Origin of the sequence: Bacillus atrophaeus (assembly GCF_001584335.1) — a bacterium.
GTDB classification, from domain to species: Bacteria; Bacillota; Bacilli; order Bacillales; family Bacillaceae; genus Bacillus; species Bacillus atrophaeus.
Genome location: NZ_LSBB01000009.1, coordinates 14,523 through 36,330, shown reverse-complemented (window position 1 = coordinate 36,330; position 21,808 = coordinate 14,523). Strand labels below are relative to the sequence as shown.

The following is a 21,808-nucleotide window of genomic DNA, read 5'->3' as shown; positions in this document are numbered from 1 at the left end:
AGGCAAGTGACATCGGTTAATCCGAAGATAAAAAGGGAGGTAGGCCCCTTGCTAGATGTGAACAATTTTGAGTATATGAACATCGGTCTTGCTTCACCGGATAAAATCCGTTCATGGTCTTTTGGTGAAGTGAAAAAGCCTGAAACGATAAACTATCGTACGTTAAAACCTGAAAAGGACGGCCTGTTTTGCGAACGCATTTTCGGACCGACTAAGGACTGGGAATGTCATTGCGGGAAGTACAAGCGAGTTCGTTATAAAGGCGTTGTTTGTGACCGTTGCGGAGTTGAAGTAACGAGGGCTAAAGTCCGTCGTGAGAGAATGGGGCATATTGAACTTGCTGCCCCTGTTTCTCACATTTGGTATTTCAAAGGAATCCCAAGCCGGATGGGACTTGTACTGGATATGTCACCGCGTGCATTGGAAGAAGTGATTTACTTTGCTTCTTACGTTGTTACAGACCCGGCAAACACACCGCTTGAAAAGAAACAGCTTTTATCTGAAAAGGAATACCGTGCGTATCTTGATAAATACGGCAGCAAATTCCAAGCGTCAATGGGTGCGGAAGCGATTAATAAGCTTCTTCAAGACATTGATCTGGTAAAAGAAGTGGACACGTTAAAAGAAGAGCTGAAAACATCTCAAGGACAGCGCCGTACGCGTGCGATCAAACGCCTTGAAGTATTGGAAGCCTTCCGTAACTCAGGAAACAAGCCTTCATGGATGATCCTTGACGTGCTTCCTGTTATCCCGCCTGAGCTTAGACCGATGGTTCAGCTTGATGGCGGACGTTTTGCGACGTCTGACTTGAACGATCTTTACCGTCGTGTTATCAACCGTAACAACCGTTTAAAACGTCTTTTGGATCTTGGTGCGCCAAGCATCATCGTTCAAAACGAAAAACGTATGCTGCAAGAAGCTGTCGATGCTTTAATTGATAACGGACGCCGCGGACGACCTGTTACCGGTCCTGGTAACAGACCGTTGAAATCTTTATCACATATGCTGAAAGGGAAACAAGGACGTTTCCGTCAAAACCTTCTTGGTAAACGTGTCGATTACTCCGGACGTTCTGTAATCGTCGTAGGTCCTCATTTGAAAATGTATCAATGCGGTCTGCCGAAGGAAATGGCGCTTGAACTCTTCAAACCTTTCGTCATGAAAGAGCTTGTCGAAAAAGGCCTTGCACATAATATTAAAAGCGCAAAACGTAAAATTGAGCGAGTACAGCCTGAAGTATGGGATGTATTAGAATCAGTCATTAAGGAGCATCCGGTTCTTTTAAACCGTGCACCTACGCTTCACAGACTCGGAATTCAGGCGTTCGAACCAACACTTGTTGAAGGTCGCGCAATCCGTCTTCATCCGCTCGTATGTACAGCTTATAACGCTGACTTTGACGGAGACCAAATGGCGGTTCACGTTCCGTTATCTGCAGAAGCACAAGCTGAGGCTCGTATTCTTATGCTTGCTGCTCAAAACATCTTGAACCCTAAAGATGGTAAACCGGTTGTTACACCGTCTCAGGATATGGTATTAGGAAACTACTACTTAACTCTTGAGCGTGCTGGAGCTGTCGGTGAGGGTATGGTCTTTAAAAATACAGATGAGGCTCTTCTTGCTTATCAAAACGGATATGTTCATCTTCATACGAGAGTAGCTGTTGCAGCTAACTCACTTAAGAACGTGACATTTACCGATGAGCAGCGATCAAAACTGTTAATTACAACCGTTGGAAAACTTATTTTCAATGAAATTCTTCCTGAATCATTCCCTTATATGAATGAGCCTACGAAGAGCAATATTGAAGAAAAGACACCTGAGCGCTTCTTCTTAGAAAAAGGTGCCGATGTAAAAGCTGTGATCGAACAACAGCCTGTCAACGCACCGTTTAAGAAAGGCATTTTAGGTAAAATCATTGCGGAGATCTTTAAAAGATTCCACATTACCGAAACATCTAAAATGCTTGACCGTATGAAAAACCTTGGCTTCAGATATTCAACAAAAGCCGGTATTACAGTAGGGGTTTCCGATATCGTCGTTCTTGATGATAAACAAGAAATCCTTGAAGAAGCACAGGGCAAAGTTGACAATGTGTTGAAGCAGTTCAGACGTGGTCTGATTACGGAAGAAGAACGTTATGAACGAGTGATTTCAATTTGGAGTTCGGCTAAAGATGTAATCCAAGGTAAACTGATGCAATCATTAGATGAAGTCAACCCGATTTACATGATGAGTGACTCAGGTGCCCGTGGTAACGCATCTAACTTTACGCAGCTTGCGGGTATGCGTGGTCTGATGGCCAACCCGGCTGGACGAATCATTGAATTACCGATCAAATCAAGTTTCCGTGAGGGTCTTACTGTATTGGAATACTTTATCTCTACTCACGGTGCACGTAAAGGTCTTGCTGATACAGCCTTGAAAACGGCTGACTCAGGTTACCTTACACGTCGTCTTGTTGATGTTGCACAGGACGTTATCATCCGTGAAACAGATTGCGGAACTGACCGAGGTATTTTGGCTAAACCGCTTAGAGAAGGCACTGAAATTATCGAGCGCTTAGAAGAACGTCTTATCGGCCGTTTCTCTAGAAAACAAGTAAGACATCCTGAAACAGATGAAGTGCTTGTGAACGAAAACGAACTGATTGATGAAGATAAAGCTCTCGAAATTGTTGAATCTGGTATTGAAGAAGTCTGGATCCGTTCCGCGTTTACATGTAACACGCCTCATGGTGTGTGTAAACGATGCTACGGCCGAAATCTTGCTACAGGCACTGATGTTGAGGTTGGAGAAGCAGTCGGAATCATCGCTGCCCAATCTATCGGAGAGCCTGGTACACAGTTAACAATGCGTACCTTCCATACAGGCGGGGTTGCAGGAGACGATATTACACAAGGTCTTCCGCGTATCCAAGAGCTTTTCGAAGCGCGTCATCCTAAAGGTCAAGCGACAATTTCTGAAATTGACGGTAAAGTTGCCGAAATTAATGAAGTCCGTGATAAGCAGCAGGAAGTTGTGATTCAAGGCGCGGTTGAAACACGTTCGTATACGGCTCCTTATAATTCTCGCCTTAAAGTTACGGTTGGAGATGAAATTACTCGAGGCCAAGTTCTGACAGAAGGATCAATTGATCCGAAAGAACTTCTCAAAGTAACTGATATTACATCAGTTCAAGAGTATCTTCTTCATGAGGTTCAAAAGGTTTACCGTATGCAAGGTGTGGAAATCGGTGATAAACACGTAGAAGTAATGGTTCGCCAAATGCTTCGCAAAGTCCGTGTAATTGATGCCGGAGATACTGATGTACTTCCTGGCTCATTGCTTGATATTCACCAATTTACTGAAGCGAACAAAAAAGTATTGCTTAAAGGCGATCGTCCAGCTACTGGCCGTCCTGTCTTACTCGGTATTACAAAAGCTTCGCTTGAAACTGACTCATTCTTATCAGCTGCTTCCTTCCAGGAAACAACACGTGTCCTTACAGATGCAGCAATTAAAGGTAAGCGTGATGAACTTCTCGGCCTGAAAGAAAATGTTATCATCGGTAAACTTGTTCCGGCTGGTACAGGTATGATGAAATACCGAAAAGTACAGCCGATTTCAAAGGTACAGCCGACTGATGATATGGTGCCGGTTGAATAGAGTAGAAAAAACTGATGCTTGCTGTTTGAAGGGCTGTTTCGACAGCCTTTCAGCAGTATCATTAGTGAAATATGTCATTCTTTGAGAACATTGACACTAAAAATTGTCATGCGATGTTGACATCCTTCTCCCAGAGTGATAATATAACCAAGGTGCTCGAATTAAACCTGTTACTTTGGAGGATATGTTTATGTCTTATGATAAAGTATCGCAGGCCAAATCAATTATTATTGGTACGAAGCAAACAGTGAAAGCTCTAAAACGAGGTTCAGTAAAGGAAGTCGTCGTTGCAAAGGACGCTGATCCCATTCTTACGTCAAGCGTTATAAAGCTTGCGAAAGATCAAGGTATCGCAGTCTCTGTGGTTGAATCCATGAAAAAGCTCGGCAAAGCCTGCGGAATTGAGGTAGGAGCAGCAGCTGTTGCCATTATGTTATAACGTACTTGTTGTTTTTGCGTAAGATTTTTTCTTGTGTAAAGACATTGTTTTTTGCCTTTTGATGAACCACCTGGGTATGTGGGTTATAAAACATAATGAAGGGAGGAATTACAAAATGCCTACAATTAATCAGCTAATACGTAAAGGACGCGTGAGTAAAGTTGAAAACTCAAAGTCTCCTGCACTTAATAAAGGATACAACAGCTTTAAAAAAGAGCACACTAACGTATCTTCTCCACAAAAACGCGGGGTTTGTACTCGTGTCGGTACAATGACACCGAAAAAACCGAACTCAGCACTTCGTAAATATGCTCGTGTACGTCTAACTAACGGAATTGAGGTTACTGCTTACATTCCAGGTATCGGACACAACTTGCAAGAGCACAGTGTTGTACTTATCCGCGGCGGACGTGTAAAAGACTTACCAGGGGTACGTTACCACATCGTTCGTGGTGCGCTTGACACTGCTGGAGTTGAAAACCGTGCGCAAGGCCGTTCTAAATACGGAACTAAGCGTCCTAAAGCAAAATAATAAACGTTAAGAATTATAATAGATGAAGGGAGGATATTCAGATGCCACGTAAAGGTCCTGTAGCAAAAAGAGATGTTTTACCTGATCCGATTTACAACTCTAAGCTTGTATCTCGTCTTATCAATAAAATGATGATCGACGGTAAAAGAGGTAAATCTCAAACAATCCTATACAAGTCATTCGATATCATTAAAGAACGTACTGGCAATGATGCAATGGAGGTTTTCGAACAAGCATTGAAAAACATCATGCCTGTACTTGAAGTAAAAGCACGCCGTGTAGGTGGTGCGAACTACCAAGTGCCTGTAGAGGTTCGTCCAGAACGCCGTACAACTCTTGGACTTCGCTGGTTAGTAAACTACGCTCGTCTTCGCGGAGAAAAAACGATGGAAGAGCGCTTAGCTAACGAAATCCTTGACGCAGCTAACAATACTGGTGCTGCTGTTAAGAAACGCGAAGATACTCATAAGATGGCTGAAGCAAACAAAGCGTTCGCTCACTATCGCTGGTAGAATATATAGTTTTAAAAATCATAATTTCCTAATAAGGAAGGAGAAATTACCCAATGGCAAGAGAGTTCTCCTTAGAAAAAACTCGTAATATCGGGATCATGGCTCACATTGATGCCGGTAAAACGACAACAACTGAACGTATCTTGTTCTACACAGGCCGTATCCATAAAATTGGTGAAACTCATGAAGGAGCTTCACAAATGGACTGGATGGAGCAGGAACAAGAACGTGGTATCACAATCACATCTGCTGCAACAACTGCACAGTGGAAAGGTTACCGCGTAAACATCATCGATACACCTGGACACGTAGACTTCACAGTTGAAGTTGAACGTTCACTTCGTGTACTTGATGGTGCAGTTGCTGTACTTGATGCACAATCCGGTGTTGAACCGCAAACAGAAACTGTTTGGCGTCAAGCAACTACTTACGGAGTACCGCGTGTCGTATTTGTTAACAAAATGGACAAAATCGGTGCTGATTTCCTTTACTCCGTAGGAACTTTGAGAGACCGTCTTCAAGCAAACGCTCATGCAATTCAATTGCCGATCGGTGCTGAAGATAACTTTGAAGGTATCATCGACCTTGTAGAAAACGTTGCGTATTTCTACGAAGATGATCTTGGAACTCGTTCTGATGCGAAAGAAATCCCTGAAGAGTACAAAGAACAAGCTGAAGAGCTTCGCAGCAGCCTGATTGAAGCTGTCGCTGAGCTTGATGAAGAGCTTATGGAAAAGTACCTTGAAGGTGAAGAAATCACAATCGACGAGCTGAAAGCTGCTATCCGTAAAGGTACATTGAATGTTGAATTCTATCCTGTACTTGTCGGTTCTGCTTTCAAAAACAAAGGTGTTCAGCTAGTGCTTGACGCAGTTCTTGATTACCTTCCTGCACCGACTGATGTTGAGGCAATTAAAGGTATTCTTCCTGATTCAAATGAAGAAGTGGTTCGTGAATCTTCTGATGATGCGCCATTCTCAGCACTTGCATTTAAAGTTATGACTGACCCTTACGTTGGTAAGCTGACGTTCTTCCGTGTGTACTCTGGAACACTTGATTCCGGTTCATATGTAAGAAACTCATCTAAAGGCAAACGTGAGCGTGTCGGACGTATTCTTCAAATGCACGCCAACAGCCGTGAAGAAATCTCTACTGTATACGCAGGAGATATCGCAGCTGCTGTAGGTCTAAAAGATACTTCTACTGGAGATACTCTATGTGACGAGAAAGACCATGTTATCTTGGAATCAATGGAATTCCCAGAACCGGTTATCGACGTTGCGATCGAGCCTAAGTCTAAAGCTGACCAAGACAAGATGGGTATCGCTCTAGCTAAGCTTGCTGAAGAAGATCCGACTTTCCGTACACAAACAAACCAAGAAACTGGCCAAACAATCATCTCTGGTATGGGTGAACTTCACCTTGATATCATTGTTGATCGTATGAAGCGTGAATTTAAGGTTGAAGCTAACGTTGGTGCACCTCAGGTTGCATACCGTGAAACTTTCCGTTCCGCTGCAAAAGTTGAAGGTAAGTTCGTACGTCAGTCTGGTGGACGCGGTCAGTTCGGGCACGTTTGGATCGAATTCGAACCAAACGAAGAAGGCGCTGGCTTTGAATTCGAAAATGCGATTGTCGGCGGTGTGGTTCCTCGTGAATACATTCCTGCTGTACAAGCTGGTCTTGAAGATGCACTTGATAATGGTGTAATCGCTGGATTCCCGCTAATCGACATTAAAGCAAAACTTTTTGATGGTTCTTACCATGACGTTGACTCAAACGAAATGGCGTTTAAAATCGCTGCTTCTATGGCATTGAAAAATGCGGTCAGCAAATGTAACCCTGTTCTTTTGGAACCGATTATGAAAGTTGAAGTCGTTATTCCTGAAGAATACATGGGAGACATCATGGGCGACATTACTTCACGTCGTGGCCGTGTAGAAGGTATGGAAGCTCGCGGTAACGCTCAAGTTGTTCGCGCTATGGTTCCTCTTTCTGAAATGTTCGGGTACGCTACTGCACTTCGTTCTAATACGCAAGGCCGCGGTACGTTCACAATGCACATGGACCATTACGAAGAAGTGCCGAAGAGCATCTCTGAAGAAATTATCAAAAAAAATAAAGGCGAATAATTGATTTTGCCACTTAACTCAAGTATAACTACTATTGTAAGATGAGAAAGTGAAAGCCTGCTTTCACTTTCTATCACTCTATACATTACTAATTTAAAGCTCTTAAGGAGGATTTTAGAATGGCTAAAGAAAAATTCGACCGTTCCAAATCACATGCCAATATTGGTACAATTGGACACGTTGACCATGGTAAAACAACATTAACTGCTGCTATCTCAACAGTACTTCATAAGAAATCTGGTAAAGGTACAGCTATGGCGTACGATCAAATTGATGGTGCTCCAGAAGAACGCGAGCGCGGTATCACTATCTCTACTGCACACGTTGAGTACGAAACTGACACACGTCACTATGCACACGTTGACTGCCCAGGACACGCTGACTATGTTAAAAACATGATCACTGGTGCTGCGCAAATGGACGGAGCTATCCTTGTAGTATCTGCTGCTGATGGCCCAATGCCACAAACTCGTGAGCACATCCTTCTTTCTAAAAACGTTGGTGTACCTTACATCGTTGTATTCTTAAACAAATGCGACATGGTAGACGACGAAGAGCTTCTTGAACTAGTTGAAATGGAAGTTCGCGATCTTCTTAGCGAATACGATTTCCCTGGCGATGATGTTCCTGTTGTTAAAGGTTCTGCTCTTAAAGCTCTTGAAGGAGACGCTGAGTATGAAGAAAAAATTCTTGAGCTTATGGCTGCGGTTGATGAGTACATCCCAACTCCAGAACGCGACACTGAAAAACCATTCATGATGCCTGTTGAGGACGTTTTCTCAATCACAGGTCGTGGAACAGTTGCTACTGGACGTGTAGAACGCGGACAAGTTAAAGTCGGTGACGAAGTTGAAATCATCGGTCTTCAAGAAGAAAACAGCAAAACAACTGTTACTGGTGTTGAAATGTTCCGTAAGCTTCTTGATTACGCTGAAGCTGGAGACAACATTGGAGCACTTCTTCGCGGTGTAGCTCGTGAAGATATCCAACGTGGTCAAGTACTTGCTAAACCAGGTACAATCACTCCACACAGCAAATTCAAAGCTGAAGTTTATGTTCTTTCAAAAGAAGAGGGTGGACGTCATACTCCATTCTTCTCTAACTACCGTCCTCAGTTCTACTTCCGTACAACTGACGTAACTGGTATCATCCAACTTCCAGAAGGCGTAGAAATGGTTATGCCTGGAGACAACACTGAAATGATCGTTGAGCTTATCTCAACTATCGCTATCGAAGAAGGAACTCGTTTCTCTATTCGTGAAGGCGGACGTACTGTTGGCTCTGGTGTTGTTTCTACAATCACTGAGTAATCGTATAAATGAAACGAGGCCCTTTGGGCCTCGTTTTTTCTTTGTGTCTGATTAAATGTATAATAAAGCTTATCTAAATGTAGGAGCTAAGGGCATGTGTGAAAACAATCATAAGAACCTTCATATTTCTATACTAAAAAAATATCAGATAGGGAACACCGAACAGGTTCTGATGATCAATGGAGCCAATAGATCCAATCCTTTACTGCTGTTCTTGCATGGCGGCCCGGGAACTGCGCAAATTGGCTATGCGAGACATTTTCAAAAGGAATTGGAACAGCACTTCACTGTTGTGAATTGGGATCAACGAGGCGCTGGGCTATCCTATTCAAAACATGTCCTAAAGAGATCAATGACAATCAGGCAGTTAACTGAGGATGCTATCGAGATTGCAGAGATGCTTGTCAATTCATTTAAGGTGCAAAAAATCTATTTGGCCGGCTATTCATGGGGAGCCTTATTAGCTCTAACTGTGCTGCAGGCAAGACCGGATTTATTTTATGCTTATTACGGTATCAGCCAAGTTGTTAACGTGCGAGAAGAAGAACAGGCTGCGTACCGGTGTCTTGAGGAAATGAATCATGAAAACAAAAAATCCATACCTGCTATTTTGCTGCGGTTAATCGGGCCTCCGCCATGGAATAAACAAATCCGCCATGAGATATTTCGATTGTGTATCGAGCTGAGAAGGGGAGGTTTTACCCATAAGAGGCAGCAAGCTATTAAGATATTCAGCCTAATGTTGTTTGGAAAAGAATATGGAGTAAAAGGCTGTTTGCAATATATACGAGGACAAAGCTTCAGCTCTAGAACTTTAATGGATGAACTATATCACTTTGATGCTTTTAAATCAGTTCCTTCTATTAAAGTACCATGTTGTTTTATTTCCGGCAGGCATGACTTGATTATCCCTGGTACGATACCGGAATCTTACTGCCAAAGACTATCCGCTCCCGATAAAAGCTGGCATTGGTTTGAAAATTCAGCTCACTCACCTCATTTAGAAGAGCCTAAATTGTTTGCGGACATACTCAGCACACATGGAAGATACCATTTATGATAGAGATGTTACTGCAGTGTGCACTCAACCTTGATTAATTCAAAGATCACCTGTATAATAAAAAAAGTGTGCAAAACACGTATTATTTAATTAGGTCTTGCAACATGCGTCTATTTTTTGTATAATAGTGCATGTTGGTCTTTGACTGCGATGAAGTGAGAGGTTGCTGACACACCCGGCCGCTTTGCCATGGCAAGGTGATCAGGTTTTTCTCACGGAGAACTGTCTAACGTGAAGTAGGCGAAAAGGAGGGAAAATAATGGCAAAACAAAAAATTCGTATTCGTTTAAAAGCATATGATCATAGAATCCTTGATCAATCTGCAGAGAAGATTGTTGAAACGGCAAAACGTTCTGGTGCTAGTGTATCTGGTCCAATTCCGTTGCCAACTGAAAAATCAGTTTACACGATTCTTCGTGCGGTGCATAAATACAAAGATTCTCGTGAGCAATTTGAAATGCGTACACATAAACGTTTAATCGACATTGTGAACCCAACACCACAAACTGTTGATGCTCTAATGCGATTAGATTTACCATCTGGTGTTGATATCGAAATCAAACTTTAATTCTAAAATATAGAATGATCATAATAGGAGGTGTGACGAATGACCAAAGGAATCTTAGGAAGAAAAATTGGTATGACGCAAGTATTCGCAGAAAACGGTGATCTTATCCCGGTAACTGTTATTGAAGCAGCTGCTAACGTTGTTCTTCAGAAGAAAACTGCTGAAAATGACGGCTACGAAGCTATCCAGCTTGGTTTTGACGACAAGCGTGAAAAGCTTTCAAACAAACCGGAAAAAGGACACGTTGCAAAAGCGGAAACTGCTCCTAAGCGCTTCGTTAAAGAATTACGCGGAGTGGAAATGGATGCGTATGAAGTTGGTCAGGAAGTCAAGGTTGAAATTTTCTCTGCTGGAGAAATCGTAGATGTAACAGGAGTATCTAAAGGTAAAGGTTTCCAAGGTGCAATCAAGCGCCACGGACAATCTCGCGGACCTATGTCTCACGGTTCACGTTACCACAGACGTCCTGGTTCAATGGGACCTGTAGACCCTAACCGTGTATTCAAAGGCAAATTATTGCCTGGACGTATGGGCGGAGAGCAAATCACTGTTCAAAACCTTGAAATCGTAAAAGTTGATGCAGAACGCAATCTTCTTTTGATCAAAGGTAACGTACCTGGTGCGAGAAAATCTTTAATCACTGTTAAAAGTGCGGTTAAATCTAAATAAGTCTCTTAGGAAAGGAGGAAATTGATCATGCCAAAAGTAGCATTATACAACCAAAACGGTTCTACTGCTGGTGATATCGAATTAAACGCTTCTGTATTTGGAATTGAGCCAAATGAAAGTGTTGTATTCGACGCTATTCTTATGCAAAGAGCTTCCTTACGTCAAGGATCTCATAAAGTGAAAAATCGTTCTGAAGTTCGTGGCGGAGGTCGTAAACCATGGCGCCAAAAAGGTACTGGACGTGCCCGTCAAGGTTCTATCCGTTCACCACAATGGCGCGGAGGCGGTGTCGTATTCGGCCCAACACCACGCAGCTATTCTTACAAATTACCTAAAAAAGTTCGCCGCTTGGCAATCAAATCAGCATTGTCTTCTAAAGTGGTAGACAACAATATCGTTGTTCTTGAAGATCTTACTCTAGATGCGGTTAAAACTAAAGAAATGGCAGCTATCCTTAAAGGATTATCTGTTGAGAAAAAAGCTTTAATCGTAACTGCAGATGTAAACGAAACGGTTTCCTTATCGGCTCGTAACATCCCTGGAGTTACAGTTGTTCAAGCTGACGGAATCAACGTATTAGACGTTGTCAACCATGAGAAGCTTCTGATTACGAAAGCTGCGGTTGAAAAAGTAGAGGAGGTGCTTGCATAATGAAAGATCCTCGTGATGTTCTTAAGCGCCCCGTCATTACTGAACGTTCTGCTGATTTAATGACTGATAAAAAATATACTTTTGAAGTTGATGTAAGAGCTAATAAAACAGAAGTGAAAGATGCAGTAGAAAGTATCTTTGGAGTGAAAGTTGACAAAGTCAACATCATGAACTACAAAGGGAAATCTAAACGTGTCGGCCGCTACTCTGGTATGACTAGCCGTCGCAGAAAAGCGATCGTGAAACTTACTGCAGACAGCAAAGAAATCGAAATTTTTGAAGCGTAATTATCTGTAAAAAGAAGGAGGGAAATTCAAAATGGCGATTAAAAAGTATAAACCGACCTCTAATGGACGTCGTGGAATGACAACTTCAGATTTTGCTGAAATCACGACTGACAAGCCGGAAAAATCCTTGCTTGCTCCCCTTCACAAAAAAGGCGGACGTAACAACCAAGGTAAATTGACTGTACGTCACCAAGGTGGCGGACATAAACGCCAATACCGTGTTATCGACTTCAAACGCGATAAAGATGGTATACCTGGACGCGTTGCTACAGTTGAATACGATCCAAACCGTTCAGCTAACATCGCACTAATCAACTATGCAGACGGAGAAAAACGTTACATTCTTGCTCCTAAAGGAATTCAAGTGGGTACTGAAATCATGTCAGGTCCAGAAGCTGACATCAAACCAGGTAATGCACTTCCACTTATCAACATCCCTGTTGGTACAGTTGTGCATAACATTGAATTAAAACCTGGTAAAGGCGGACAGCTAGTACGTTCTGCCGGTACTTCTGCTCAGGTTCTTGGTAAAGAAGGTAAATACGTTCTTGTACGTCTTAATTCTGGTGAAGTTCGCATGATCCTTTCTGCTTGCCGCGCTTCTATCGGTCAAGTAGGTAACGAGCAGCACGAACTTATCAACATTGGTAAAGCAGGACGCTCACGCTGGAAAGGTGTTCGCCCAACAGTCCGCGGTTCTGTAATGAACCCTAACGATCACCCACACGGTGGTGGTGAAGGACGTGCGCCAATCGGACGTAAATCACCAATGTCTCCATGGGGCAAACCGACTCTTGGATTCAAGACACGTAAGAAAACGAACAAATCTGATAAATTTATCGTACGTCGTCGTAAAAATAAATAACGGGGTTGTCTACGGTTCATATCGGACCGTAGTGCAATCACGAAGGGAGGTTCCAAAATGGCTCGCAGCTTAAAAAAAGGACCATTTGTCGATGGACACTTGATGACAAAAATCGAGAAATTAAATGAAACGGACAAGAAGCAAGTTGTAAAAACTTGGTCTCGCCGTTCTACTATTTTCCCACAGTTTATCGGTCACACAATCGCAGTCTATGACGGACGCAAACACGTGCCTGTTTTCGTATCTGAGGATATGGTAGGTCACAAGTTGGGTGAATTCGCACCAACTCGTACGTACAAAGGCCATGCTAGTGATGACAAAAAAACAAGACGCTAAGAGAGGAGGCTTTTAAATGCAAGCAAAAGCTGTCGCAAGAACAGTCCGTATTGCTCCTCGTAAAGCACGTCTAGTAATGGACCTGATTCGAGGCAAGCAAGTAGGTGAAGCAGTATCTATCTTGAACCTAACACCGAGAGCTGCTTCTCCAATTATTGAAAAAGTTTTAAAATCTGCAATCGCAAACGCTGAGCATAACTATGAATTGGACGCTAACAGTCTGGTTATTACTCAAGCTTTCGTTGACGAAGGCCCTACGTTAAAAAGATTCCGCCCACGTGCTATGGGACGTGCGAGCCAAATCAACAAACGTACTAGCCACATTACAATCGTTGTATCAGAAAAGAAGGAGGGATAAGTCGTGGGTCAAAAGGTAAATCCAGTCGGTCTTCGTATCGGAGTCATTCGTGATTGGGAATCTAAGTGGTACGCTGGTAAAGATTACGCTGACTTCCTACACGAAGATTTAAAAATTCGTGAATACATTAGCAAACGCCTTTCTGACGCTTCAGTTTCTAAAGTTGAAATCGAGCGTGCAGCAAACCGCGTTAACATTACGATCCACACTGCTAAGCCTGGTATGGTAATCGGTAAAGGCGGATCAGAAGTCGAAGCACTTCGTAAAGCCCTTAACAGCCTTACTGGCAAGCGTGTGCACATCAACATTCTTGAAATCAAAAGAGCAGATCTTGACGCTCAGCTAGTTGCTGACAACATCGCTCGTCAATTAGAAAACCGTATTTCTTTCCGCCGTGCGCAGAAGCAACAAATCCAACGCACAATGCGTGCTGGAGCACAAGGTGTGAAAACAATGGTTTCTGGTCGTCTTGGCGGTGCGGATATCGCTCGTTCTGAATACTACAGTGAAGGAACTGTTCCATTGCACACATTGCGTGCTGATATTGACTATGCAACATCTGAAGCTGACACAACATACGGTAAGCTTGGTGTGAAAGTCTGGATCTATCGTGGAGAGGTTCTTCCTACTAAGAAGAAAACTGAGGAAGGAGGAAAATAATATGTTATTACCTAAACGCGTTAAATATCGCAGAGAGCATCGCGGAAAAATGCGCGGTCGCGCTAAAGGCGGTACTGAAGTACATTTCGGTGAGTACGGTATCCAAGCTCTTGAAGCTTCATGGATCACAAACCGCCAAATCGAAGCTGCCCGTATTGCGATGACTCGTTACATGAAACGTGGCGGTAAAGTTTGGATTAAAATTTTCCCTTCTAAACCTTACACTGCTAAACCACTTGAGGTACGTATGGGATCCGGTAAAGGGGCTCCTGAAGGTTGGGTAGCTGTTGTAAAACCGGGCAAAGTTTTATTTGAAATTTCTGGTGTGTCTGAAGAGGTTGCTCGTGAAGCACTTCGTCTTGCATCTCACAAATTGCCAATTAAAACGAAGTTCGTAAAACGTGAAGAAATTGGTGGTGAATCAAATGAAAGCTAATGAAATTCGTGACCTTACCACTGCTGAAATTGAACAAAAAGTAAAGTCTCTTAAAGAAGAACTTTTCAATCTTCGCTTTCAATTAGCGACAGGACAACTTGAAAATACTGCTCGCATTCGTGAAGTGCGCAAAGCTATCGCGCGCATGAAAACTGTGATTCGTGAAAGAGAAATTGCTGCTAATAAATAATCACTGAGGGGAGGTCGTGAGCATGAGCGAACGTAACCAACGCAAAGTTTACCAAGGCCGTGTTGTTTCTGACAAAATGGATAAAACCATTACTGTTGTTGTAGAAACTTACAAAAAACATTCACTTTACGGTAAACGCGTAAAATACTCAAAGAAATTCAAAGCACATGATGAAAATAATCAAGCTAAAATCGGAGACATCGTTAAGATCATGGAAACTCGTCCATTATCTGCGACTAAACGTTTTCGTCTAGTTGAAGTTGTCGAAGAAGCTGTTATTATCTAATAAAGTTCGGAATTATGTTTTCCGAAGGGAGGTAACAAAAAATGATTCAACAAGAGACTCGTTTAAAAGTAGCTGACAACTCTGGCGCTCGTGAAGTACTTACAATTAAAGTTCTTGGTGGTTCTGGACGTAAAACGGCTAATATTGGTGATGTAATTGTTTGCACGGTTAAACAAGCAACACCAGGAGGCGTTGTCAAAAAAGGTGAAGTCGTAAGAGCTGTTATCGTTCGCACGAAAAGCGGAGCGCGCAGAAAAGACGGATCATACATCAGCTTCGATGAGAATGCATGTGTTATCATCCGTGACGACAAAAGCCCGCGTGGAACTCGTATCTTCGGACCGGTTGCTCGTGAATTACGTGAAAACAACTTTATGAAAATTGTTTCTCTAGCTCCAGAAGTTATTTAATGAATTAAATGCCTTAGTCAAGGAGGTGCGATCAGGATGCATGTTAAAAAAGGCGATAAAGTAATGGTTATCTCTGGTAAAGATAAAGGCAAACAAGGAACGATCCTTGCTGCTTTCCCTAAAAAGGACCGCGTTTTAGTTGAAGGTGTGAACATGGTGAAGAAACACTCTAAACCAACTCAAGCAAACCCTCAAGGCGGTATTTCTAATCAAGAGGCGTCAATTCATGTATCAAACGTTATGCCGCTCGATCCTAAAACAGGTGAAGTGACTCGCGTAGGATACAAAGTGGAAGATGGCAAAAAAGTTCGTGTAGCAAAGAAATCTGGGCAAGTCTTAGATAAATAGTATTAAAAGGAAGGGAGGTCTATCTCATGAACCGCCTTAAAGAAAAGTACACAAAAGAAATTACACCTGCATTAATGACAAAGTTCAATTATGATTCTGTCATGCAAGTGCCTAAAATCGAAAAAATCGTAATCAACATGGGTGTTGGTGACGCTGTTCAAAACGCTAAAGCAATCGACAGTGCTGTTGAAGAATTAACGTTTATCGCAGGTCAAAAACCTGTCGTTACTCGTGCGAAGAAATCAATTGCTGGATTCCGTCTTCGTGAAGGAATGCCGATCGGTGCGAAAGTAACTCTTCGCGGAGAGCGCATGTATGATTTCCTTGATAAACTAATTTCTGTATCTTTACCGCGTGTACGTGACTTCCGCGGGATTTCTAAAAAATCTTTCGACGGTCGCGGTAACTACACACTTGGTATTAAAGAACAGTTAATCTTCCCTGAAATTGACTACGATAAAGTAACAAAAGTTCGCGGAATGGACATCGTTATCGTAACGACAGCTAATTCTGATGAAGAGGCTCGTGAGCTATTAACTCAAGTAGGTATGCCATTCCAGAAATAATCAATGAAAGGGAGGCGAAATCGTGGCTAAAAAGTCTATGATTGCGAAACAACAACGCACACCAAAGTTTAAAGTACAAGAGTACACTCGCTGCGAACGCTGCGGGCGTCCGCACTCAGTTATTCGTAAATTTAAACTTTGCCGTATTTGTTTCCGTGAACTTGCATATAAAGGACAAATTCCTGGCGTGAAAAAAGCCAGCTGGTAAACCCCGTTAATGGGAAGGAGGTTATTAAATAATGGTTATGACAGATCCAGTTGCAGATATGCTGACTCGCATTCGTAATGCAAACATGGTGCGCCATGAGAAGCTTGAAATCCCGGCTTCTAAATTGAAGAGAGAAATTGCTGAAATTTTAAAGCGTGAAGGTTTCGTTCGTGACGTTGAGTTCGTAGAAGACAGCAAACAAGGTATCATCCGCGTTTTCTTGAAATACGGCCAAAACAACGAGCGCGTTATCACTGGTCTTAAAAGAATCAGCAAACCAGGTTTGCGTGTTTATGCTAAATCTAATGAAGTACCTCGCGTACTTAACGGTCTTGGAATTGCAATTCTTTCTACATCACAAGGTGTTTTGACGGACAAAGAAGCTCGTGCAAAACAAGCTGGTGGAGAAGTTCTAGCATACGTTTGGTAAGAAGTTTAACATGAATGGAGGTGTTTGGTATGTCTCGTGTAGGTAAGAAGTTACTTGAGATTCCTTCTGAAGTTACAGTTACGTTGAACAATGACAATACTGTAGCAGTGAAAGGACCAAAAGGAGAATTAACTCGTACGTTTCATCCTGATATGGAAATTAAAATAGAGGACAATGTGCTTACAGTCGCTCGTCCTTCTGATCATAAAGAGCACCGTGCATTGCATGGTACTACTCGCAGTCTGCTTGGAAACATGGTTGAAGGTGTATCTAAAGGTTTTGAAAGAGGTTTGGAATTAGTCGGTGTCGGTTATCGTGCAGCTAAATCCGGAAATAAACTTGTTTTAAACGTTGGGTACTCTCATCCTGTTGAGATCGTTCCTGAAGAAGGCATCGAAATCGAAGTTCCTTCTCAAACAAAAGTAGTCGTGAAAGGTACAGACAAAGAACGTGTAGGAGCTACTGCTGCTAACATTCGCGCTGTCCGCTCTCCAGAACCTTACAAAGGTAAAGGAATCCGCTACGAAGGTGAAGTTGTTCGCCGTAAAGAAGGTAAATCTGCTAAGTAAGACCGTTTAAAGTGAAGAAAGGAGTGACCTAGATGATTACGAAAACAAGCAAAAATGCTTCTCGTCTTAAAAGACATGCTCGTGTTCGCGCAAAACTTTCGGGTACTGCTGAAAGACCTCGTCTTAATGTTTTCCGTTCAAACAAGCACATTTATGCTCAAGTCATCGATGATGTGAATGGTGTTACACTTGTAAGTGCATCTACTCTTGATAAAGATTTGAACATTGAAAGCACTGGCGATATTTCTGCTGCTACTAAAGTTGGAGAACTAGTTGCGAAACGCGCTGCTGAAAAAGGCGTTTCAAACGTTGTGTTTGACCGCGGCGGATACTTATACCACGGACGTGTAAAAGCGCTGGCTGATGCAGCTCGCGAAGCTGGACTTAAATTTTAATAAAAGAAGGAGGGACACATGACTATGCGTCGTATTGACCCAAGCAAATTAGAGTTAGAAGAACGCTTAGTTACGGTTAACCGCGTAGCGAAAGTTGTTAAAGGTGGTCGTCGTTTCCGTTTCGCAGCTCTTGTCGTTGTCGGCGACAAAAACGGTCACGTAGGATTCGGTACTGGTAAAGCGCAAGAAGTACCAGAAGCGATCCGTAAGGCTGTTGAAGATGCGAAAAAGAATTTGATTGAAGTACCAATGGTTGGAACTACAATTCCACACGAAATCATCGGACGTTTCGGTGCAGGTAACATCTTGTTAAAACCTGCTTCTGAAGGTACTGGAGTTATCGCTGGAGGCCCTGTACGTGCGGTACTTGAGCTTGCTGGTGTAGCTGACATCCTTTCTAAGTCTTTAGGTTCTAACACACCGATCAACATGATTCGTGCAACACTTCAAGGTTTAAGTGAGCTTAAGCGTGCTGAAGATGTTGCGAAGCTTCGTGGAAAATCTGTAGAAGAACTGTTAGGATAAGGAGGGAACATTAATGGCTAAATTAGAAATTACCCTCAAACGCAGTGTAATCGGTCGTCCGGAAGATCAGCGTGTTACTGTGAGAACGCTTGGTTTAAAGAAAACTAACCAAACAGTTGTTCATGAAGATAACGCAGCGATCCGCGGAATGATTAACAAAGTATCTCATTTAGTTTCTGTTAAAGAACAATAAAAATAAATTATAGGCTAAGGAGGTGTCCTAATGAAACTTCATGAATTAAAGCCTTCAGAAGGTTCACGTAAAACGCGTAACCGCGTAGGTCGTGGTATTGGTTCTGGTAACGGTAAAACAGCTGGTAAAGGTCACAAAGGTCAAAACGCTCGTTCTGGCGGCGGTGTACGCCCAGGATTCGAGGGGGGGCAAATGCCTTTATTCCAACGTCTTCCTAAACGCGGTTTTACAAACATCAACCGTAAGGATTACAGTGTAGTCAACTTAGATAAATTAAACGGTTTTGCAGAAGGAACGGAAGTAACTCCTGAACTTCTTCTAGAGACTGGTGTTATAAGCAAACTTAATGCAGGAGTAAAGATTCTTGGCAACGGTAAATTAGAGAAAAAATTAACTGTAAAAGCCAATAAATTCTCTGCTTCTGCGAAAGAAGCTGTTGAAGCTGCTGGCGGTACAGCTGAGGTGATCTAACTTGTTTAAGACAATCTCCAACTTTATGCGTGTGAGTGATATTCGGAATAAAATCATATTCACTTTACTCATGCTTATCGTCTTTCGCATAGGTGCGTTTATTCCTGTACCTTATGTTAACTCTGAGGTATTACAGGCACAGACTCAAATGGGGGTATTTGATCTCCTTAATACATTTGGCGGCGGGGCGCTTTACCAATTCTCTATTCTTGCAATGGGAATTACCCCTTATATCACTGCTTCAATCATCATTCAGCTTCTACAGATGGATGTTGTGCCGAAGTTTACCGAGTGGTCTAAGCAAGGTGAAGTCGGCCGCCGTAAATTAGCTCAGTTTACGAGATACTTTACAATTGTGCTTGGTTTTATCCAAGCATTAGGTATGTCATATGGATTTAACAATCTCGCCAATGGTGCGCTGATTCAAAAATCCGGTATATCCACATACCTAATTATTGCTTTAGTGCTTACGGCTGGAACTGCTTTTTTAATGTGGCTTGGAGAACAAATTACATCACATGGAGTAGGCAACGGAATTTCGATCATCATCTTCGCGGGGATTGTGGCTAGTATTCCGAAAACAGTTGGGCAAATATATGAGACTCAATTTGTCGGCGGCGATGATCAGCTATTTATGCATATTGTAACAATCGCTCTTTTAGTAGTTGCGATTTTAGCAGTTATTGTTGGAGTTATTTTTATTCAGCAAGCCGTTAGGAAAATTGCGATTCAATATGCTAAAGGCACAGGTCGTTCACCTGCTGGCGGAGGACAGTCAACACACCTTCCGCTTAAAGTGAATCCAGCAGGGGTTATTCCGGTAATCTTTGCGGTTGCGTTTCTTATAACGCCGCGTACGATCGCGTCATTTTTTGGATCTAACGATGTTACAAAGTGGATTCAAGCAAACTTTGATAACACGCACCCGGTTGGTATGATTGTATATGTTGCTTTAATTATTGCCTTTACGTACTTTTATGCTTTTGTCCAGGTTAATCCTGAACAAATGGCTGATAATCTTAAAAAACAGGGTGGCTATATCCCGGGGGTTCGTCCAGGGAAAATGACTCAAGATAGAATTACGAGCATTTTGTATCGACTTACGTTTGTGGGTTCTATATTTTTAGCCGTGATTTCCATTCTTCCTATCTTTTTCATTCAATTCGCTGGATTGCCTCAAAGTGCGCAAATTGGCGGTACATCTTTGTTAATTGTTGTCGGAGTAGCCTTAGAGACAATGAAACAACTAGAAAGCCAGTTGGTGAAACGAAACTATCGAGGTTTTATGAAAAATTAGAGGAAATGGTTTATCCATTCCCTCTAAAAAAAGAGAAGACGGGGGAAATCCGAAATGAACTTAGTCTTAATGGGGCTTCCTGGTGCCGGTAAAGGTACACAGGGCGAACGAATTGTTGAGGATTATGGGATACCTCATATCTCAACAGGAGATATGTTTCGTGCTGCTATGAAAGAGGAAACATCACTCGGACTCGAAGCAAAATCTTATATTGATAAGGGAGAGCTCGTACCTGATGAAGTCACAATCGGCATTGTCAAAGAAAGACTCGGCAAGGATGATTGTGAAAGAGGTTTTCTTCTGGACGGATTTCCGCGAACAGTCGCTCAAGCTGAAGCTCTTGAAGCAATTCTTGAGGAATACGGCAAACCGATTGATTATGTCATCAACATTAAAGTAGATAAAGATGCTTTAATGGAACGTCTGACTGGACGCAGAATTTGCAGTGTTTGCGGCACAACCTATCATTTAGTCTTTAATCCGCCGAAAACGCCGGGTATTTGTGATAAAGACGGAGGCGAACTCTATCAACGGGCAGATGATAATGAGGAAACCGTCTCTAAACGGCTTGAGGTAAACATGAAGCAGACTCAGCCTTTACTCGATTTTTATTCTGAGAAAGGATCTCTTGTTAACGTCAATGGCCAACAGGACATTAAAGACGTTTACGGTGATATTAAAGAGCTTCTTGGAGGATTGAATAAATGATTATCTGTAAAACCCCACGTGAACTTGATATCATGCGGGAAGCAGGGCGAATCGTGGCTTTGACTCATGAAGAGATGAAAAAGCACATTAAACCAGGTATCTCGACAAAAGAATTGGATCAAATTGCCGAACGTTTTATAAACAAGCAGGGTGCAATCCCATCTTTTAAGGGGTATAATGGGTTTCGCGGGAGCATTTGTGTATCAGTTAATGAGGAACTCGTTCACGGGATCCCTGGTGACAGGGTGCTGCGTGACGGTGACATCATCAGTATTGATATCGGTGCAAAATTAAATGGCTATCATGGTGACTCTGCTTGGACATATCCTGTAGGAAACATCAGTGATGATGATAAAAAACTGCTGGAAGTGACAGAGGAGTCTTTATATAAAGGCTTGCAGGAAGCAAAACCAGGTGAACGTTTGTCGAATATTTCCCACGCAATACAAACATTTGTCGAAAATGAGCAGTTTTCAGTTGTTAGGGAGTATGTTGGACATGGTGTTGGTCAAGACTTGCATGAGGACCCGCAAATTCCTCATTACGGTCCGCCAAACAAAGGGCCTCGGCTAAAACCTGGTATGGTTCTGGCTATTGAACCAATGGTGAACGCTGGCAGCCGCTATGTGAAAACATTGGCTGATAACTGGACTGTTGTAACGGTAGATGGGAAAAAGTGTGCTCATTTTGAACATACAATTGCGATTACGGAAACGGGTTTTGATATACTGACAAAAGTCTAGGTGATG

31 protein-coding genes are annotated in these 21,808 nt (G+C 42.5%); all 31 read left to right on the top strand.

The window, feature by feature from the left end; genetic code table 11:
• The first annotated feature begins 48 nt into the window (after positions 1–48).
• The 31 genes from rpoC (at position 49) to map (ending at position 21,802) form a co-directional block, all read left to right on the top strand.
• Complete coding sequence (rpoC, locus tag AXI57_RS07835) at positions 49–3,648, top strand: DNA-directed RNA polymerase subunit beta' (protein WP_003328295.1); 3,600 nt, start codon at positions 49–51, stop codon at positions 3,646–3,648.
• A gap of 190 nt (positions 3,649–3,838) precedes the next feature.
• Positions 3,839–4,087 carry a 50S ribosomal protein L7ae-like protein gene (locus AXI57_RS07830; protein ID WP_003328294.1) on the top strand — a complete coding sequence of 83 codons (249 nt, stop codon included), beginning with the start codon at positions 3,839–3,841 and terminating at the stop codon, positions 4,085–4,087.
• A 115-nt stretch (positions 4,088–4,202) separates the two neighbouring features.
• Entirely contained in the window at positions 4,203–4,619 is a 417-nt protein-coding gene (gene rpsL / locus AXI57_RS07825; RefSeq protein ID WP_003156445.1) for a 30S ribosomal protein S12, read from the top strand.
• Between the two features lie 41 nt (positions 4,620–4,660).
• Positions 4,661–5,131 carry a 30S ribosomal protein S7 gene (gene rpsG / locus AXI57_RS07820; protein ID WP_003328293.1) on the top strand — a complete coding sequence of 157 codons (471 nt, stop codon included), beginning with the start codon at positions 4,661–4,663 and terminating at the stop codon, positions 5,129–5,131.
• A 53-nt stretch (positions 5,132–5,184) separates the two neighbouring features.
• Positions 5,185–7,263, top strand: coding sequence for an elongation factor G (fusA, locus tag AXI57_RS07815; protein WP_003328292.1), 2,079 nt, complete (start codon positions 5,185–5,187; stop codon positions 7,261–7,263).
• Between the two features lie 119 nt (positions 7,264–7,382).
• Positions 7,383–8,573: an elongation factor Tu gene (gene tuf, locus AXI57_RS07810; protein ID WP_003328291.1), complete on the top strand. Its 1,191-nt coding sequence runs from the start codon at positions 7,383–7,385 to the stop codon at positions 8,571–8,573.
• Between the two features lie 94 nt (positions 8,574–8,667).
• Positions 8,668–9,633, top strand: a complete 966-nt coding sequence (locus AXI57_RS07805; RefSeq protein ID WP_061669749.1) for an alpha/beta fold hydrolase — start codon at positions 8,668–8,670, stop codon at positions 9,631–9,633.
• 259 nt (positions 9,634–9,892) lie between these two features.
• A complete protein-coding gene (gene rpsJ, locus AXI57_RS07800) occupies positions 9,893–10,201 on the top strand; it encodes a 30S ribosomal protein S10 (RefSeq protein ID WP_003156464.1) in 309 nt (102 codons plus the stop codon).
• Positions 10,202–10,240: 39 nt separating this feature from the next.
• On the top strand, positions 10,241–10,870 hold the full coding sequence (gene rplC / locus AXI57_RS07795; protein ID WP_003328288.1) for a 50S ribosomal protein L3: 630 nt from the start codon (positions 10,241–10,243) through the stop codon (positions 10,868–10,870).
• 27 nt (positions 10,871–10,897) lie between these two features.
• Positions 10,898–11,521 (top strand): 50S ribosomal protein L4, encoded by a 624-nt coding sequence (gene rplD / locus AXI57_RS07790; protein WP_003328287.1) that lies wholly within the window; start codon positions 10,898–10,900, stop codon positions 11,519–11,521.
• Entirely contained in the window at positions 11,521–11,808 is a 288-nt protein-coding gene (gene rplW / locus AXI57_RS07785; protein ID WP_003328286.1) for a 50S ribosomal protein L23, read from the top strand. The genes rplD and rplW overlap by 1 nt, the downstream gene beginning before the upstream one ends.
• Positions 11,809–11,839: 31 nt before the next feature.
• Positions 11,840–12,673, top strand: a complete 834-nt coding sequence (gene rplB / locus AXI57_RS07780; RefSeq protein ID WP_003328285.1) for a 50S ribosomal protein L2 — start codon at positions 11,840–11,842, stop codon at positions 12,671–12,673.
• 57 nt (positions 12,674–12,730) lie between these two features.
• A complete protein-coding gene (gene rpsS, locus AXI57_RS07775; protein ID WP_003328284.1) occupies positions 12,731–13,009 on the top strand; it encodes a 30S ribosomal protein S19 in 279 nt (92 codons plus the stop codon).
• Positions 13,010–13,025: 16 nt separating this feature from the next.
• The gene (rplV, locus tag AXI57_RS07770) at positions 13,026–13,367 is read left to right on the top strand and encodes a 50S ribosomal protein L22 (RefSeq protein ID WP_003328282.1); all 342 of its coding nucleotides are present in this window, start codon (positions 13,026–13,028) and stop codon (positions 13,365–13,367) included.
• Between the two features lie 3 nt (positions 13,368–13,370).
• Complete coding sequence (rpsC, locus tag AXI57_RS07765) at positions 13,371–14,027, top strand: 30S ribosomal protein S3 (protein ID WP_003328281.1); 657 nt, start codon at positions 13,371–13,373, stop codon at positions 14,025–14,027.
• 1 nt (position 14,028) lies between these two features.
• Positions 14,029–14,463, top strand: a complete 435-nt coding sequence (gene rplP / locus AXI57_RS07760) for a 50S ribosomal protein L16 (protein ID WP_003156478.1) — start codon at positions 14,029–14,031, stop codon at positions 14,461–14,463.
• The gene (gene rpmC, locus AXI57_RS07755) at positions 14,453–14,653 is read left to right on the top strand and encodes a 50S ribosomal protein L29 (protein ID WP_003156482.1); all 201 of its coding nucleotides are present in this window, start codon (positions 14,453–14,455) and stop codon (positions 14,651–14,653) included. The genes rplP and rpmC overlap by 11 nt, the downstream gene beginning before the upstream one ends.
• Positions 14,654–14,675: 22 nt before the next feature.
• Complete coding sequence (rpsQ, locus tag AXI57_RS07750) at positions 14,676–14,939, top strand: 30S ribosomal protein S17 (protein WP_003178345.1); 264 nt, start codon at positions 14,676–14,678, stop codon at positions 14,937–14,939.
• Positions 14,940–14,980: 41 nt separating this feature from the next.
• Positions 14,981–15,349 carry a 50S ribosomal protein L14 gene (gene rplN, locus AXI57_RS07745; protein ID WP_003328280.1) on the top strand — a complete coding sequence of 123 codons (369 nt, stop codon included), beginning with the start codon at positions 14,981–14,983 and terminating at the stop codon, positions 15,347–15,349.
• A 36-nt stretch (positions 15,350–15,385) separates the two neighbouring features.
• Positions 15,386–15,697: a 50S ribosomal protein L24 gene (gene rplX, locus AXI57_RS07740; RefSeq protein WP_003328278.1), complete on the top strand. Its 312-nt coding sequence runs from the start codon at positions 15,386–15,388 to the stop codon at positions 15,695–15,697.
• 26 nt (positions 15,698–15,723) lie between these two features.
• Positions 15,724–16,263 (top strand): 50S ribosomal protein L5, encoded by a 540-nt coding sequence (gene rplE, locus AXI57_RS07735; protein WP_003328277.1) that lies wholly within the window; start codon positions 15,724–15,726, stop codon positions 16,261–16,263.
• A 22-nt stretch (positions 16,264–16,285) separates the two neighbouring features.
• Positions 16,286–16,471, top strand: a complete 186-nt coding sequence (rpsN, locus tag AXI57_RS20745) for a 30S ribosomal protein S14 (protein ID WP_003156488.1) — start codon at positions 16,286–16,288, stop codon at positions 16,469–16,471.
• Positions 16,472–16,502: 31 nt separating this feature from the next.
• Positions 16,503–16,901, top strand: a complete 399-nt coding sequence (gene rpsH, locus AXI57_RS07730) for a 30S ribosomal protein S8 (RefSeq protein ID WP_003328276.1) — start codon at positions 16,503–16,505, stop codon at positions 16,899–16,901.
• Between the two features lie 29 nt (positions 16,902–16,930).
• Positions 16,931–17,470, top strand: coding sequence for a 50S ribosomal protein L6 (rplF, locus tag AXI57_RS07725; RefSeq protein ID WP_003328275.1), 540 nt, complete (start codon positions 16,931–16,933; stop codon positions 17,468–17,470).
• Between the two features lie 32 nt (positions 17,471–17,502).
• A complete protein-coding gene (gene rplR, locus AXI57_RS07720) occupies positions 17,503–17,865 on the top strand; it encodes a 50S ribosomal protein L18 (protein ID WP_003328274.1) in 363 nt (120 codons plus the stop codon).
• A gap of 24 nt (positions 17,866–17,889) precedes the next feature.
• On the top strand, positions 17,890–18,390 hold the full coding sequence (rpsE, locus tag AXI57_RS07715; protein WP_003328273.1) for a 30S ribosomal protein S5: 501 nt from the start codon (positions 17,890–17,892) through the stop codon (positions 18,388–18,390).
• 13 nt (positions 18,391–18,403) lie between these two features.
• Positions 18,404–18,583: a 50S ribosomal protein L30 gene (gene rpmD / locus AXI57_RS07710; protein ID WP_003156497.1), complete on the top strand. Its 180-nt coding sequence runs from the start codon at positions 18,404–18,406 to the stop codon at positions 18,581–18,583.
• 30 nt (positions 18,584–18,613) lie between these two features.
• Complete coding sequence (rplO, locus tag AXI57_RS07705; protein WP_003328272.1) at positions 18,614–19,054, top strand: 50S ribosomal protein L15; 441 nt, start codon at positions 18,614–18,616, stop codon at positions 19,052–19,054.
• Between the two features lies 1 nt (position 19,055).
• Complete coding sequence (gene secY / locus AXI57_RS07700) at positions 19,056–20,351, top strand: preprotein translocase subunit SecY (protein ID WP_010787430.1); 1,296 nt, start codon at positions 19,056–19,058, stop codon at positions 20,349–20,351.
• 54 nt (positions 20,352–20,405) lie between these two features.
• Positions 20,406–21,059: an adenylate kinase gene (locus AXI57_RS07695; RefSeq protein WP_003328269.1), complete on the top strand. Its 654-nt coding sequence runs from the start codon at positions 20,406–20,408 to the stop codon at positions 21,057–21,059.
• On the top strand, positions 21,056–21,802 hold the full coding sequence (map, locus tag AXI57_RS07690; protein ID WP_003328268.1) for a type I methionyl aminopeptidase: 747 nt from the start codon (positions 21,056–21,058) through the stop codon (positions 21,800–21,802). Before AXI57_RS07695 ends, map begins: the two co-directional genes overlap by 4 nt.
• The last annotated feature ends 6 nt before the right edge of the window (positions 21,803–21,808 follow it).

Coding starts and splice junctions, on each gene's coding strand:
- AXI57_RS07695 (WP_003328269.1), top strand. CDS start 20,406: ATGAACTTAGTCTTAATGGGGCTTCCTGGTGCCGGTAAAGGTACACAG.
- rplB (WP_003328285.1), top strand. CDS start 11,840: ATGGCGATTAAAAAGTATAAACCGACCTCTAATGGACGTCGTGGAATG.
- rpsG (WP_003328293.1), top strand. CDS start 4,661: ATGCCACGTAAAGGTCCTGTAGCAAAAAGAGATGTTTTACCTGATCCG.
- AXI57_RS07830 (WP_003328294.1), top strand. CDS start 3,839: ATGTCTTATGATAAAGTATCGCAGGCCAAATCAATTATTATTGGTACG.
- rplD (WP_003328287.1), top strand. CDS start 10,898: ATGCCAAAAGTAGCATTATACAACCAAAACGGTTCTACTGCTGGTGAT.
- rplX (WP_003328278.1), top strand. CDS start 15,386: ATGCATGTTAAAAAAGGCGATAAAGTAATGGTTATCTCTGGTAAAGAT.
- rplN (WP_003328280.1), top strand. CDS start 14,981: ATGATTCAACAAGAGACTCGTTTAAAAGTAGCTGACAACTCTGGCGCT.
- rpsS (WP_003328284.1), top strand. CDS start 12,731: ATGGCTCGCAGCTTAAAAAAAGGACCATTTGTCGATGGACACTTGATG.
- rpmC (WP_003156482.1), top strand. CDS start 14,453: ATGAAAGCTAATGAAATTCGTGACCTTACCACTGCTGAAATTGAACAA.
- AXI57_RS07805 (WP_061669749.1), top strand. CDS start 8,668: ATGTGTGAAAACAATCATAAGAACCTTCATATTTCTATACTAAAAAAA.
- rpsH (WP_003328276.1), top strand. CDS start 16,503: ATGGTTATGACAGATCCAGTTGCAGATATGCTGACTCGCATTCGTAAT.
- rpsQ (WP_003178345.1), top strand. CDS start 14,676: ATGAGCGAACGTAACCAACGCAAAGTTTACCAAGGCCGTGTTGTTTCT.
- rplE (WP_003328277.1), top strand. CDS start 15,724: ATGAACCGCCTTAAAGAAAAGTACACAAAAGAAATTACACCTGCATTA.
- rpsL (WP_003156445.1), top strand. CDS start 4,203: ATGCCTACAATTAATCAGCTAATACGTAAAGGACGCGTGAGTAAAGTT.
- rplP (WP_003156478.1), top strand. CDS start 14,029: ATGTTATTACCTAAACGCGTTAAATATCGCAGAGAGCATCGCGGAAAA.
- rplO (WP_003328272.1), top strand. CDS start 18,614: ATGAAACTTCATGAATTAAAGCCTTCAGAAGGTTCACGTAAAACGCGT.
- map (WP_003328268.1), top strand. CDS start 21,056: ATGATTATCTGTAAAACCCCACGTGAACTTGATATCATGCGGGAAGCA.
- rpsJ (WP_003156464.1), top strand. CDS start 9,893: ATGGCAAAACAAAAAATTCGTATTCGTTTAAAAGCATATGATCATAGA.
- fusA (WP_003328292.1), top strand. CDS start 5,185: ATGGCAAGAGAGTTCTCCTTAGAAAAAACTCGTAATATCGGGATCATG.
- rpmD (WP_003156497.1), top strand. CDS start 18,404: ATGGCTAAATTAGAAATTACCCTCAAACGCAGTGTAATCGGTCGTCCG.
- rplC (WP_003328288.1), top strand. CDS start 10,241: ATGACCAAAGGAATCTTAGGAAGAAAAATTGGTATGACGCAAGTATTC.
- rplW (WP_003328286.1), top strand. CDS start 11,521: ATGAAAGATCCTCGTGATGTTCTTAAGCGCCCCGTCATTACTGAACGT.
- rplF (WP_003328275.1), top strand. CDS start 16,931: ATGTCTCGTGTAGGTAAGAAGTTACTTGAGATTCCTTCTGAAGTTACA.
- rpsE (WP_003328273.1), top strand. CDS start 17,890: ATGCGTCGTATTGACCCAAGCAAATTAGAGTTAGAAGAACGCTTAGTT.
- tuf (WP_003328291.1), top strand. CDS start 7,383: ATGGCTAAAGAAAAATTCGACCGTTCCAAATCACATGCCAATATTGGT.
- rplV (WP_003328282.1), top strand. CDS start 13,026: ATGCAAGCAAAAGCTGTCGCAAGAACAGTCCGTATTGCTCCTCGTAAA.
- rplR (WP_003328274.1), top strand. CDS start 17,503: ATGATTACGAAAACAAGCAAAAATGCTTCTCGTCTTAAAAGACATGCT.